This window comes from Acinetobacter corruptisaponis, assembly GCF_030053775.1.
Classification (GTDB): domain Bacteria; phylum Pseudomonadota; class Gammaproteobacteria; order Pseudomonadales; family Moraxellaceae; genus Acinetobacter; species Acinetobacter corruptisaponis.
Genome location: NZ_CP125669.1, coordinates 1,021,033 through 1,034,057 on the forward strand (window position 1 = coordinate 1,021,033; position 13,025 = coordinate 1,034,057).

The following is a 13,025-nucleotide window of genomic DNA, read 5'->3' on the forward strand; positions in this document are numbered from 1 at the left end:
CTACTTATCCTCAATGCGTTTTACATAACCGCCAAAAAAGAAAAGCAAGCCCGTCTGTGCCAAGCTATGCTCTATTTCTTGCGAAATTCTCCAATCACAACGGAATCTCCACTCCATACACTCACGCCACTCCTTACGGTTTACGGCGGCGTTATCAGGGCGGTATCCACGTTTGATCAGGTTGTTTTTGTTGCGCTGGAACATCCAGTCCAAAATTGCCAAGGCGTCGGCATGATGCTGTTGTATCCAATTCAATTTTTTTAAAGGGTCTTGGTTTTGCTGGTTGTTCTGTGATAAGCTGGTCATCTGAACTACCTCATATCAATTTATTGGTATGGCAATAAGGCTCAACTGGTCGCACAGTTGGGCTTTTTTTGTGCCTATTCGTTTTGGGGTGATGTCAATAATTGGCTGGGGTGACAGCTCAAACGTATCTGCTGTATCTGTGGTAAGAGCAAATGCGGTTTGGAGAGAATGTAAAAACTCCTCCACATCTTGGATTTCTCTCATGCAGATTGAACGTATCAATTCAGACAGACTTAAATTACGTGACTTTGCTATTGCTTCCAGCTTCCGCTTTTCAATATCAGTGCATTTATGGGTGATGCTCTCTATTAATTTTTCAGACATAGAGACACCTCAAGACTTAGCCAATGGCTTTCTTCCAGCCGCTATGTCTTTAATCTGGTACTCGCGAGCAATCGGAATGGGCTTATCACCCCACTTGTAAATGGCCTCTGTTGAAATGTTTAAAATTTTGGCTAATTCTGGAATTGTGCATTGCAGCAAATTCAATGCTTCAGACTTTTTCATAAAATCAAATTCGATAACTTTAGTTATCATTATTCTATTACTTAAAGTTAGCGTGTCAATAGCTAACATAAGTTATCTATTGCCTAGGTATATTGTTTTATGGAAACTATAGGTTCTCGCATTCATACATTAAGAACGCAAAAGAAGCTCTCACAGAAAGTTCTTGGTGAGTTTCTTGGTGTTAGCGGTGTTACTGTCTTAAAGTGGGAAAAAGATGAGAATGTTCCAAAACATGAAAGCCTTGTTGCATTGGCAGTCAAACTAGATACGACTATTGATTATATTTTGTATGGAACGACTGAGCAGAAAGGAAATAAGCTTGATCAACTTATACAAAAATTACAGTTACTTTCAAAGCAAGGGGAACTTACTGATGAAAGAATTGGGCTGATTGATGGAATTGTAAATAGCTGGAAACCACTCCCAAGTAGTGAAATCACGGCACAAAAAACGGGCTAATTTTAAAATTTTGCCTAAAGTCTAATTGATTAATAGAGGAAATAATGGATAAAGGTAAATTATTCTTCTGGTTATGGCAGTTGGGTAGCATCCCAACGCTTATATACTTATTGTTTTTTAATACAAATTACAATTGGTGGAATTGGATAATACTTATTCCTGTCAATTTTTTCTTGGCAGAAATATGGCCGATATATTGGCTTTTAAAATGGATAGGCTTTGCATTATGAAATCTATTTTTATGGTGTGTTATGTCTCTTGATAGAAGTTTACAACTAAAACTACTTGAATATATGGCTGCAAAATATCCCTACCATTGGGATTTTTACAATGATTTTCCAGAGGGATCAGAAAATTATGAGGCTGCATTAAGAAATTTATATTATTTAATGCAGCATGAACTGGTGGAAAAGAAAAGTTTAACACTAAGTAATTACAACGGTACTGGATTTAATTTGATTATTCACCTACCAACAATCAGTCAAAAAGGGATGGATTTTTTGGCTGATGATGGTGGGCTTTCTGCAATTCTTGGCGTTGTTACCATTAAGTTTGAAGCTGACACATTAAGAACTATTTTAGAACGCAGAATCAATCAAGCGGAGGCAACCCCTGAACATAAGCAGTCAATGATTGATGGCATTCGAGAGCTGCCTGCCGAGTCCATAAAACACCTGACCATGAAACTACTGGATGAGGGCTTAGATAATCTACCGAATGCGATTGTACTAATTGGAACGTATCTTGGACTATCCTAGAAAACTCTAGATATTGATTCCCAATATCGACTAGAAAAGTATCATGTTCAGTTTTCACATCAACATAAACCCCCTTTCTTGGTGGATTGATCACGATTGATTTTGGTGACTTAATCATTTGAAGCCTCCGAACTAATTTCATGTATATTTTTTTGGAAAACAAAAGATTCTATTTTTTTTGCATCTGCAATAAGCTCATCGACTGATTTTTTTCCCAAAAGCAGATTCACCTTTAACATCTTAAAAATCAATATCTGCCGCCAAAGCGTACGAACACCTTTCATCTTAATAACTCCATACAGCCCTCACTATGAGGGCTTCTTTTGTTATTAAAGCATAATTTTCAGCATAAAACTAACTAAAGTTATTGACCAAAGCAATAACTTTAGTTATCTTGCTTATCGTAAACAAAAAAAAGCACACCGACCCTTTCAACTTCCGATGTGCTTTACCCCCAACGAGGAGCAATCAAATTATGAAACAAAGAACTATACAGAGTCAAACGACTCGCCCTTGCTGTACCGAACCAACGGACAAGGACATACAAATTCCATTTTGGGAACACCTATGGGCCAATCTGGTCGATTCAATAAAAATGTTGGCACTGATATTCACTGGTTATGCCCTTTTCATTTTCTTTGGTTATGTATTTCAGATTTTGGCCGCTTGGTTAAGGGGGATTTTCTAATGGGTGAAAATCCTATTTTATTTTCCACTTCAATGGTTCAGGCAATTTTGGATGGTCGTAAAACTCAGACTCGTAGACCTTTTAAATATGCTGAACATCCAGCAGTAATCGGATATGAACCAAATGGCCCTCATGGCTGGTGGAAAGGTACTGCCAGAAGTGAGGCTGTTATTCAACAATATATTTCTACTTTCCCTCTAACAATCAAGTGTCCATTTGGAATTGTTGGTGATCGACTATGGGTTAAAGAGAAGTGGCGTATTGCTGATGCCTGCGAGGGCTGGTCGATGGATGACAGCCAGCCATGTCGTGGTTGGATAGATTATGAAGCGGGTGGAGACAATGAAGTAACCGCACCTAATTTTGATGCTGTTGAAGAGTTACTGCCTGAAGATTGGGACTGGGATTTTATAGTCCCTGAATATTTATCATCAAAAAAAATGCCACGCTGGGCATCCCGCATTTTGCTAGAAATCACAAATATTCGTGTTGAGCGACTTCAAGACATTACGGAAGCAGGTGCCATTGCGGAGGGTATGGTGGCTGATGACGATTATTGTGCTGAAGAATATTATTCAATTTATTGGAATCAAAAGCACGGCTGGAAAGAAAAAGGCTGGAATGCCAATCCGTGGGTATGGGTAGTTGAATTTAAAGTAATTCAGGGCGGTGAGTTATGAATACAATACCTCAACTTCTACAATCTTCTGATCAACTTATTCAGGGTATGAGCAATGATGAATATCACGCTCGCCCAGAGTACAGCTCAAGCCAGCTTAAAGACATGTTGCGTAGTGCTGCCCATTTCTATTCAAACAATATTTTAAAAGAAGTTGAACGAGAAACCAAAGCGGCCATGAATTTTGGCACATTAGCTCACACACTGTTTTTTGAACCTGAACAGTTTGAAAATGAATTTGTTATTGCGCCAAAATTCGAGCGTCGCACAAAGGCTGGGAAAGAAGAAGCCTTGGCTTGGGAGCAAGCTAATCAAGGAAAAATCTTGGTTGATGCTGAACAGGTTGAAGCCGCAAAGCGCATAGTAATCAATCTGCAAAAACTGAGCTCCTATGCTGATATGCAGAATAATTATGGCATGGCTGAGGCAAGCATATTCTTTACCGATCCAGTATTCGATTTACCGTTGCGTATTCGTCCTGACTGGCACATTGCACCATGCAAGACATTTCCAAACGGCTTAATTTTGGATTTAAAAACCACGACTGATGCACGTGCCCACGCTTTCTCTAAAAAATGCTCTGACTTTGGTTATGACCTTTCTGCATCTATGTATCGTGAGGGTTTTCAGCAGTATTACCAAACTGAGCAAAAACCTGACTTTATTTTACTGGTTGCGGAAAGTTCTATTCCTTTCAACGTCAAACAGTATAAAGCATCCCACCTATTTTTAAGCGTTGGCGACACACGCTACAACAAAGCTAAAGAATTGCTTGCTGAGTCACTTCTCATTAACGAATGGGATGGTTATTCACTCGAAATGGAAGATTTATTCTTGCCATCGTACATGACAAAACAAGCTTTAGAAGCCGATTTTCACTAATTTTATTCATTTTTTAACGATTTTATTCAAATTTAAGGAATTTTTTCATGAACGCTCAAAACCAAAATATGCCAGCTCAAAGCCCAGCTAAAGCATTCCAAACTTATATGCTGAAATACAAATCTCAACTAGAAGCAGCTTTACCTAAACATTTAACCGTGGATCGTATGATTCGCTTATCTTTGACCGCATTTAGTCAAAACCCCGCATTGCAACAGTGTACTTCGAACTCAATTTTTTCGAGCATTATTATTGCTTCACAACTCGGACTAGAACCTGGTGTGAATGGTCAGGGTTACTTAGTGCCTTACAAAGATAAATGTACTTTTATTCCAGGCTGGAAAGGTCTTGTTGATTTAGCACAACGTGGTGGCCGTTCATCTGTTTGGACTGGTGCGGTTTACGAGGGTGATGAATTTGATTATATGCTTGGCGACTCCCCATATTGCCGTCACAAACCTTGTGGCGAATTTGATGTCGATAAACTGACACACGTTTATGCAATTGGTCGTGTTAAAGATTCAGAAATGCCTATTATTGAAGTGTGGCCTGTGCGTAAAGTACGTGAACACTTCAAAAAAACAGTTGTTAAGCCTTTACAGCCAAATCATTACTCACATAAACATTTTGAAGCATATGCTCGTAAAGTAGCTTTATTGCAAGTATTAAAGTACATGCCTCAATCTATTGAATTATCAAATGCAATGGATGTTTCTAATGCTCAAGAGTCTGGTAAGGGTGTAACAATTGATGGCGATTTCGTGACCGTTGATACCAATCAATATCAAGAACAGGATCAAAATGTCCAAACTTCAACACAAAATGAGGTGTCAAATCACCAGAATTATGAGGATGAGAGCCAAGTTTCACAGCAAAAAGTAATGCAAAATGAAGTTGTTGAGGATTACGCACCAACATTTACTCAGATTAAACGTGGTATTTTGTCAGCAAAATCCCCTGCTCATCTTGATGTTATGGAAGAGCAAGCAATGGATCATGCGGATAAAGAAGAGCGCAAACAATTAATGACTCTGATCAAAGCTCAAGGCCAGAAGTTCCAACCCATTGCGGAGGTATCCACAGCAAAAAAGCCTGAACCTGTTCTCATTAATGATGGGTTAGGTGAAGTTGTTGATGCAGAAGTTACAGAAGATGACTTGCAACAGCTTGAGCAACGGCAAGCTAACGATACTCAAAAAATCCAGTCAAAGAATGCCGAAAAAGCCACATCACTTTCAATCCGTAGAGAATACTTACTTCGCATGAATGCAGCTACATCACAGGATGATTTGAATAAAATCCATGATGAGTTCTTAAAAAATGATGGTTTGACTGGTACACATCTATCCTACCTGAAAGACACATATACCCAGTTGAAGCAAAAGTTCACTCCACCACCAGTTAAAGAAGAACCTAAGGCTACAGTTGTAGGACCTGATCCGATTAAAAGCAATTCTGTTAAAGCTGGTCTTGAGCGAATGATTGCTGAGGCAAAAGATGTGGTATCGCTTGAGGCGGAAGTGGCAAGAACGATTAAAGGCAATGAGTCAAAGCTGACACAGGAACATAACCAAGCGGTATCGATGGCCTATGCACATCGTAAAGAGGTACTGTCACAGCAAGATATTTTTGAAGATGAATTAAGTCTGGTTGACTCCTATCTTCAAAGTATTGAACACGCCGCAAGCATTGATCGTTTAAACGAAATTATGAGTGATCCAGCAGTAAATAGCTTGCCAGATGACGAGACTGCACAAATCAATAATGCCTATGACCGCCGCTATGCAGAGTTACAGGGTTAATTTATATACCCCCACTCATGCGGTGGGTGGGGTTGTAGGAGAGTGTTATGGATTTTCAAATAAATGGCTATCAACTAATTGAAAACTGTGATGAAGCCATATATGCAGCAAAAACAAAAGAAGATGTTTATCAATATTACATTGAAAATTATGGTGAAACAGAAACATCTAAAGAACAGTTTTTAAATGGTCTTTTTGTGTATGACCTATCATCTGAGGATGTTCATAAAATTCGTGATTTTATTAATGACGATACTGGTGAGGACTACATAAGTAGTTATTACCAACATTATAAAGATGCGGCCATTAAAGATACTGGTTGTCAGCCTGTTTTATTTATGAATATTTAAGGTGCTGATATGAATAATAGCATCGTATTACGTGAATCTGACATTGATAAAGCCATATTAAGTGGTGTGAATGTCACTAAAAGTCTAGTTCAGCATCTTGAAAATGTGTTGATTGAAAAGGCCTTGATTAAAACAAAAGGTAATCAAAGGGCTGCGGCTGAATTAATCGGAATGAGTAGAACCAAGCTGGGGCAAAGAGCAAGAGTGTTGGCTAAAACAAGAAAGCCATGTGAGGTGTGATGTGTCTTGTTTAATTAACGTATCAGAATTCATTAAGCGTGTTTATGGTAGCAAGGAGGCTGGCGCCACTCCCCCAGCTTCTCAAACTATTACCCGTAAATGCCGTAACGGTAAATTGCCAGCCGAATTACATGGCGCAGAAGATGGTAAAAGAGGCACCTGGTATATAAATTGGGATATTTACCAAAAACAGACTGGTAATGACCTCGTTGATAAAGTTCTTAGAGGCTAATAATGGCTCGTCCACGTAACAAAAAAAACAAGGATTTACCCGCAAACCTCTATCGAGGTGAGGGTAAAACTTGGAGATACCGCCACCCTGTCACTGGCAAGTTTACCAATTTTGGCAATGATAAAAATAATGCCATAAATGCGGCCAGAAAACTGAATGATTTACTCATCCCAAGAACTGACCTTGTGGGTAAGGTGATAGGAACCATAAGCTTTGCTAAATTTGCTGACGATTATTTAGAAAATAAAAGACGTAAAGATGGACGTCCGATCGCCAGCAACTCAAAACGGATGTATAAATTCAATATTGAGCGATTGAAAGATAGATGGCCAAACATAGGTATTGATGAAATAACCCTCTTGATGGTTAATCAGCTACTTGATGATTTTCCACCAAGCACAGGAAAAAGCTGCCGTAGCCTACTGAATGAAATTTTTGATTTAGCGATCAGCAAGGGTCTACGTGAAGATAATCCAGCACGGGCTACAATCACCAAGCACACCACCAAACAACGTAAACGACATACACTTGAGGGCTTAAAGAAAGTTCGTGATATGTGCGATCCGTGGCTGCAAAATGCGATTGATATATCAATGCTGACTACACAGCGCCGCATAGATATTCTTAACCTTAAATGGACAGATATTTATGATGGTTATCTGCATGTTGCCCAGGAAAAAACCACAGATGACCCTGAGGATGATTTTGAGATTTTAGAGGGTGCTGGTTATATTCGGATTAAAATTGATGCTGAACTGCAAAAAGTTTTAGAACGATGCAAAGCTGATAATCTGGTTAGCCCCTTTATTATTCGGAAAATTCCAGATAAACGAGGTAGACGAAACAAAACACCTAAGGAGCATTGGACCCAAATTCATCCAACACATCTCAGTAATAAGTTTAAATATGCTGTGGTGAAATCCCAAGCATACCCAACATATACAGCAAAACAGTTGCCAACGTTCCACGAAATACGCGCATTATCAATTTTTCTTCATAAGAAAGCTGGTAGGAGTGCCCAGGCATTAGCTGGACATACCACGCCAGCAATGACAGATAAATATGCAAGTGGCCATGAAATAATCTGGAATGATGTAGACGTGGGTATTAAACTCCCATTTGCTTAAATGACTCAAATACTTACTGCAAAACCTATCAGTAAGTATTTGTTTTCTATATATTCTATATGTTCGATTTGTGCTATATATTTCATCATTTTTAGCACTATAAAGGCTATAAATATCATATAGATACATATACTTTTTTCATATTTCTGAAATATTCATAACAAAGATGAATCAATCAGAAATCGTTGGGAACAGATGAAGCATTCTTGCCTAATGCAAGTGCCAAGTCCCATTTTGATCACGCTCACCCAGTATTTTTAAGACCAGAACCAAGCTTAACAATAACAGTAAATACCAGGAACCCAGTTTCCCCCAGCCGACCATATGCCATGCATCAACCTGACTTGGATAAAGCCAGATTTTATAGAAAGTACTGATATTCTCAGCAATCCAGATCAGGAATGCGAGTATCAGCAAAATCGGCAGCATAGGAACCTTGAAACGATGTTGGGCGAGTTGAAAATATAATTTTGTTTTCCAGAAAATCACCACACTCCAGATAAATAATCCCATACGAATATCAGGAATAAAGAATTTGGTCATGAAATTTAAATAAGACAAAACTGCCAGGCACAACATATTGCCAAACTGGGGGAGATTTTCAAAAGACACCTGATACAGGCGGAGTGACCTTGCAAAAAAGCTGCCTACAGCCGAATACATAAAACCCGCAAATAGTGGCACCGTCAGCAACTTGAATATTGCAGGCTGAGGATATTGCCATGATGCAATCGCAGGATGAGTCAGAAAAATCTCCATCCCCATCGCCATAATATGGAATAAGGCAATGACCTTGGCTTCATCCCAGGATTCAAGTTTTAAATACAGCAGGCAAATCTGGATAATCAGCGCATAAAACAACAAATAGTCATAACGGTAAAAACCGTAATATTCCTGGCTTCCCATCGGTGCAGTCATTGCAAAAGCAATTAAAAGCAGCAATCCAAATAAGGCAGCCGAAGCTGCCCTACTGATAAAATTGAGTGGTAATACAATCAACTGCACGAAACTGATCCTAGCTGGTTTAGCCTTGAAATACCTTTTAAATATCAGCCTAGATATTTCGCGCTATATTCATGTACGGTATCCACAAAAATCTTTGGTTGGGCTGGATCGACCCATTGGGTAATACCATGCCCTAAATTAGCGATATAACCTGTTTTTTCACCATTGCGATAGGCATCATCCAGCATGGCTTTAACTGCTTTTTCAATGGATGCCGTCGAACCATAAAGCGTAGCTGGATCAAGATTCCCCTGCAAGGCGGCTCGTCCAGCAACCACATCTCTTGCAGTATAAAGTGGCGTTGTCCAGTCCAGTCCAAATGCATCTGCACCTGTTGTCAGCATTGCTTCCAACCATTGACCACCACCTTTGGTAAAGACAATAATCGGAATACGGCGACCATCTTTTTCACGCTGAAGCCCAGCAATGATTTTGGTCATATAGTTCAATGAAAATTCAACATATTCCCGATGTGCCAGCGCCCCGCCCCAGCTATCAAAAATCTGGATGGCCTGTGCACCCGCATCAATCTGTGCATTGAGATAATCAATCACTGAATCTGCTAAATGATCAAGCAAGGCATGTAGAACTTCTGGCTGTGCATACATCATATTCTTGGTAAAGCGGAACTCCTTGCTGGAACCGCCTTCCACCATATAGGTCGCTAAAGTCCACGGGCTTCCAGAAAAACCGATTAAAGGCACTTGCCCGCCTAAAGCAGATCGAATGGCTGAAACGGCATTCATGACATAGGCCAGGTCAGACTTGGCATTGAGTTTCGGTAGATTCGCGACATCTTGTTCAGTGCGTACTGTTTTATGAAACTTTGGGCCTTCCCCCGCCTCAAAATACAATCCCAACCCCAGTGCATCAGGGATGGTTAAAATATCAGAAAATAGAATTGCGGCATCCAGTTCGTAACGGCGTAAAGGTTGCAAAGTGACTTCACAGGCAAATTCTGTATTTTTACATAGAGATAAGAAATCCCCCGCCTGCGCACGGGTTTCTCGGTATTCTGGTAAATAACGTCCTGCCTGACGCATCATCCATACAGGTGTGGTGTCTACAGGTTCACGTAATAAAGCTCGTAAAAAACGATCATTTTTCAACGTTGTCATTACCAATCTCTAAATTCTTTCATGTGGAACGCATCATAACAAAGTTAGCCTGGAATTTATAATTTCAATTCCATACAAACATTACACCTTTAAAATAAAAATTTCGCTTTGACACAAAACTGCTACTGCAAGCGTAATTATTTTCTGTAATACTTGTAATATCTTATATCTCAATATGAATAATTCTTAAGGTTAAATTGCATGTTTGTTCGCTCATTACTCGCTGTGAGTTTAAGTTCTATTCTTATCAATGTTGCTTTAGCTGCACCTACAACTGAGCAACCTTTAAATCCCAAAAAAATTTCAACCTCAGTTGAAGATCCAATTGATCCTTTAGCAATTGATGTTGCGTCATCTTCAAGTTCGGTCGCGCAGGCAGCCTCAGAACCACAGGCAGACACACAGGCGGCGGCTTCTGAACCACAACCCAATAATGCCGCCTCAACTGTTTCCCAGAATCTGGAAAAGGCTCCAGATTCAGCAGCAACATCTAAATCAGTGCCTACAGGCTGGAATCTAGACTCACTTAATAATGCCGAGTGGTCTGAAAATATGCCGAAAGGCCAATACCCTGCCTATGCACGTGCCCATGTCATGTTGAACAATGCACATGCATCACCAGGTGCGATTGATGGCGCCAATGGTAAAAACACGCTGAAAGCGATTGCGTCATTCCAGCAAATGAATGGCATCACCCCAACAGGTGAGCTCACCAAGGAAACATGGGATGCACTGGTTTCCCAGCAAACCAAACCAGCCTATGTTGAATACACCACAACCGATGCTGATTTTAAGGGCCCTTATGCAGACTCAATCCCATCAGATTATGCGCTGCAAGCCAAAATGAAAGGCCTTTACTACACACGTGTGACAGAAATGCTCGGTGAAAAGTTTCACATGGATGAAAAATTCCTGAGACAGCTCAACCCAACCGCAACATTCAAAAAACCAGGTGAAAAAATCGTTGTTGCCAATGTGCGTAACGACTTGCCTGAAGACATCCATTTAATCGTGGCACATAAAGGCGCAAAACAGCTTTATCTGTTTAATAGCCGTAACCAGATGATTGCATCATTTCCTGCGACAATTGGTAGTTCTGACACACCTTCTCCAACAGGTACCTATAAAGTGGTAGGTGTTGCGAAAAACCCATACTACAGCTACTCACCATCGAACTTTGTTCAGGGGAAAAACCTTAAGCCACTGACCTTGCCACCTGGTCCCAACGCACCTGTGGGCAATATCTGGATTGGTTTGAGTAAAAAATCATTTGGTATTCATGGTACGCCAAACCCATCATTAATTTCCAAGACCGCCTCACATGGTTGTATCCGTTTAACCAACTGGGATGCCAATGACTTGGGGAATAAAGTCCGTTCAGGTGTAACCGTAAAATTCCTTGAATAATTTCAGGGTTATTCCAAGTAAATTAAAACCGAATATTATTCACTAATATTCGGTTTTTTTAATCGCCAAGTTTTATTCAACAATAGGCAATGGTTGATAATAGATTTGATTACGACCTAACTGCTTGGCCCGATATAATGCCTTGTCCGCAGTCTGAATCAGGAAATCCTGACTGATTTTAGGATTACCATTAAAAACCGTAATGCCCAAACTAATGGTGACATAATTAGAGACCAGTGATTTCTCATGTACAATCATTAATCGGTCAATGGCGCGGTAAATATTGGTTGCAACCGCATAGGCACCTTGGGCAGAAGTCTCAGGTAACAGCACCACAAACTCCTCTCCCCCATAACGTGCAATAAAATCCATATGGCGAATCGAACTTTTTATGGTTTTCGCGATTTCAGAAATCACCTGATCACCCATCTGATGACCATAAAAATCGTTGTAGTTTTTAAAATAATCAATATCAATAAACAGCACAGATAACGACGTGCTTTCCTTACATGCCAAGTTATAGTAATGGGTAAACATCTCCTCAAAAGTACGACGATTCGACACATTGGTCAGTTCATCATGCTGACTTAGATGGAGCAGTTCGGAGGCTTGTAAGCGTAAGATTTTCTCATCAATCTCAGATATTTTTGATTTTATAAAAATCCGTCGCTCTTTAGAAGTCAGCATTACACTGATGGAAAAACCGAGGAGCAGGCTTCCAATAAAGGTCCGACCTATCATCAAAAGGTCATAGGGAATATTTAAAAAATAAAGAAAAAACAGGGTAACAATTGCCGCGAAAGAACCGATCCACAGCATATGCAAGGGTTTGATACCACTCAGGATAAAGCCCAGCATGTATAAGAAAGCAACCAGCACCATTGCCTGATTCTGCAACACCACATTAGAGACGCCAATCATCAACAATGAAGTCAGTACAATGGTAAAAAAAACAATCGTGCAGGCGGCTGGATAAAAGAAAATTCTTAGGTTTCTAAAACGGGAAAAGGCCCAGAATAAAAACAGTGCGGCCCCCACAACAATTAAGCTTAAAATGCTGTAGATAAAATCGAGAACAAAATGTGGGCTTTCACGAAGAACAAAATAATTGGAGGGTAAGATCAACAGTACAAAAATGGTATAGGTAATCACACCCTGACCAAAAAACTGAATGGCATTGACACGTGTTCGGTCAATATTGAATGCCCAAAACTCATCTTCCAACTTTTTAGGGAGTAGGGTCTGCTGGTTATTTGATTTAAAATGCTGGGCAACAAGCTGCTCTAGATCTTCTTTTGACCTCCGTAATTGATCAAGATCATACTGGTTATCCATCCTCAATACTCTTTTTATAATGCACTATTCTTATGCCGCATAAAAATAACACAAAATCGCATTTTGTCATGTGCTTTGGTTAACCACTTATCCGTAATTGTAGTTACCATTTTCACACTATATGCATTAT

The 13,025-nt window shown here is 39.8% G+C and carries 18 protein-coding genes; 11 read left to right on the forward strand and 7 right to left on the reverse strand.

Translation table 11 applies throughout. The annotated features are described in order from the left end of the window. The 3 genes from QLH32_RS05190 to QLH32_RS05200 are packed head-to-tail and all read right to left on the reverse strand — an operon-like array spanning nucleotide 1 to nucleotide 882. Entirely contained in the window at nucleotides 1–306 is a 306-nt protein-coding gene (locus tag QLH32_RS05190; protein WP_283268492.1) for a hypothetical protein, read from the reverse strand. Between the two features lie 15 nt (nucleotides 307–321). Beyond that, nucleotides 322–630 (reverse strand): hypothetical protein, encoded by a 309-nt coding sequence (locus QLH32_RS05195; protein WP_283268493.1) that lies wholly within the window; start codon nucleotides 628–630, stop codon nucleotides 322–324. A gap of 9 nt (nucleotides 631–639) precedes the next feature. Further along, nucleotides 640–882 carry a Cro/CI family transcriptional regulator gene (locus tag QLH32_RS05200; RefSeq protein WP_349307083.1) on the reverse strand — a complete coding sequence of 81 codons (243 nt, stop codon included), beginning with the start codon at nucleotides 880–882 and terminating at the stop codon, nucleotides 640–642. Nucleotides 883–912: 30 nt separating this feature from the next. Here QLH32_RS05200 and QLH32_RS05205 point away from each other — a divergent pair, with 30 nt between their 5' ends. Together QLH32_RS05205 and QLH32_RS05210 are read left to right on the forward strand one after the other, a co-directional pair. Then, nucleotides 913–1,272, forward strand: coding sequence for a helix-turn-helix domain-containing protein (locus tag QLH32_RS05205; RefSeq protein WP_283268494.1), 360 nt, complete (start codon nucleotides 913–915; stop codon nucleotides 1,270–1,272). Nucleotides 1,273–1,523: 251 nt separating this feature from the next. After that, complete coding sequence (locus QLH32_RS05210) at nucleotides 1,524–2,030, forward strand: hypothetical protein (RefSeq protein WP_283268496.1); 507 nt, start codon at nucleotides 1,524–1,526, stop codon at nucleotides 2,028–2,030. A 110-nt stretch (nucleotides 2,031–2,140) separates the two neighbouring features. On the opposite strand, the gene QLH32_RS05215 is transcribed toward QLH32_RS05210, so the two are convergent. After that, entirely contained in the window at nucleotides 2,141–2,314 is a 174-nt protein-coding gene (locus QLH32_RS05215) for a hypothetical protein (RefSeq protein ID WP_283268497.1), read from the reverse strand. Nucleotides 2,315–2,505: 191 nt separating this feature from the next. Here QLH32_RS05215 and QLH32_RS05220 point away from each other — a divergent pair, with 191 nt between their 5' ends. Genes QLH32_RS05220 through QLH32_RS05255 form a run of 8 tightly spaced genes read left to right on the forward strand, consistent with a single transcriptional unit; the run spans nucleotide 2,506 to nucleotide 8,030 of the window. Next, nucleotides 2,506–2,718 carry a hypothetical protein gene (locus tag QLH32_RS05220; RefSeq protein WP_283268498.1) on the forward strand — a complete coding sequence of 71 codons (213 nt, stop codon included), beginning with the start codon at nucleotides 2,506–2,508 and terminating at the stop codon, nucleotides 2,716–2,718. Then, complete coding sequence (locus QLH32_RS05225) at nucleotides 2,718–3,398, forward strand: ASCH domain-containing protein (protein ID WP_283268499.1); 681 nt, start codon at nucleotides 2,718–2,720, stop codon at nucleotides 3,396–3,398. The genes QLH32_RS05220 and QLH32_RS05225 overlap by 1 nt, the downstream gene beginning before the upstream one ends. Further along, complete coding sequence (locus QLH32_RS05230; RefSeq protein ID WP_283268500.1) at nucleotides 3,395–4,279, forward strand: PD-(D/E)XK nuclease-like domain-containing protein; 885 nt, start codon at nucleotides 3,395–3,397, stop codon at nucleotides 4,277–4,279. The genes QLH32_RS05225 and QLH32_RS05230 overlap by 4 nt, the downstream gene beginning before the upstream one ends. Before the next feature lie 47 nt (nucleotides 4,280–4,326). After that, nucleotides 4,327–6,081, forward strand: a complete 1,755-nt coding sequence (locus QLH32_RS05235) for a recombinase RecT (RefSeq protein ID WP_283268501.1) — start codon at nucleotides 4,327–4,329, stop codon at nucleotides 6,079–6,081. 47 nt (nucleotides 6,082–6,128) lie between these two features. Next, nucleotides 6,129–6,431 carry a hypothetical protein gene (locus QLH32_RS05240; protein WP_283268502.1) on the forward strand — a complete coding sequence of 101 codons (303 nt, stop codon included), beginning with the start codon at nucleotides 6,129–6,131 and terminating at the stop codon, nucleotides 6,429–6,431. A gap of 9 nt (nucleotides 6,432–6,440) precedes the next feature. Then, entirely contained in the window at nucleotides 6,441–6,671 is a 231-nt protein-coding gene (locus QLH32_RS05245; protein ID WP_283268503.1) for a helix-turn-helix domain-containing protein, read from the forward strand. 1 nt (nucleotide 6,672) lies between these two features. After that, nucleotides 6,673–6,903, forward strand: coding sequence for a hypothetical protein (locus QLH32_RS05250; RefSeq protein WP_283268504.1), 231 nt, complete (start codon nucleotides 6,673–6,675; stop codon nucleotides 6,901–6,903). 2 nt (nucleotides 6,904–6,905) lie between these two features. Further along, on the forward strand, nucleotides 6,906–8,030 hold the full coding sequence (locus QLH32_RS05255; RefSeq protein WP_283268506.1) for a phage integrase Arm DNA-binding domain-containing protein: 1,125 nt from the start codon (nucleotides 6,906–6,908) through the stop codon (nucleotides 8,028–8,030). A 210-nt stretch (nucleotides 8,031–8,240) separates the two neighbouring features. Here the strand turns inward: QLH32_RS05255 and QLH32_RS05260 are convergent, their stop codons facing one another. Next, on the reverse strand, nucleotides 8,241–9,035 hold the full coding sequence (locus QLH32_RS05260; protein ID WP_283268507.1) for a DUF817 domain-containing protein: 795 nt from the start codon (nucleotides 9,033–9,035) through the stop codon (nucleotides 8,241–8,243). A gap of 44 nt (nucleotides 9,036–9,079) precedes the next feature. Further along, complete coding sequence (gene hemE, locus QLH32_RS05265; protein ID WP_283268508.1) at nucleotides 9,080–10,153, reverse strand: uroporphyrinogen decarboxylase; 1,074 nt, start codon at nucleotides 10,151–10,153, stop codon at nucleotides 9,080–9,082. A 201-nt stretch (nucleotides 10,154–10,354) separates the two neighbouring features. Here hemE and QLH32_RS05270 point away from each other — a divergent pair, with 201 nt between their 5' ends. Next, the gene (locus QLH32_RS05270; RefSeq protein WP_283268509.1) at nucleotides 10,355–11,560 is read left to right on the forward strand and encodes a L,D-transpeptidase family protein; all 1,206 of its coding nucleotides are present in this window, start codon (nucleotides 10,355–10,357) and stop codon (nucleotides 11,558–11,560) included. A gap of 72 nt (nucleotides 11,561–11,632) precedes the next feature. On the opposite strand, the gene QLH32_RS05275 is transcribed toward QLH32_RS05270, so the two are convergent. Further along, entirely contained in the window at nucleotides 11,633–12,895 is a 1,263-nt protein-coding gene (locus QLH32_RS05275; protein WP_279959215.1) for a diguanylate cyclase, read from the reverse strand. Nucleotides 12,896–13,025: the final 130 nt, after the last annotated feature.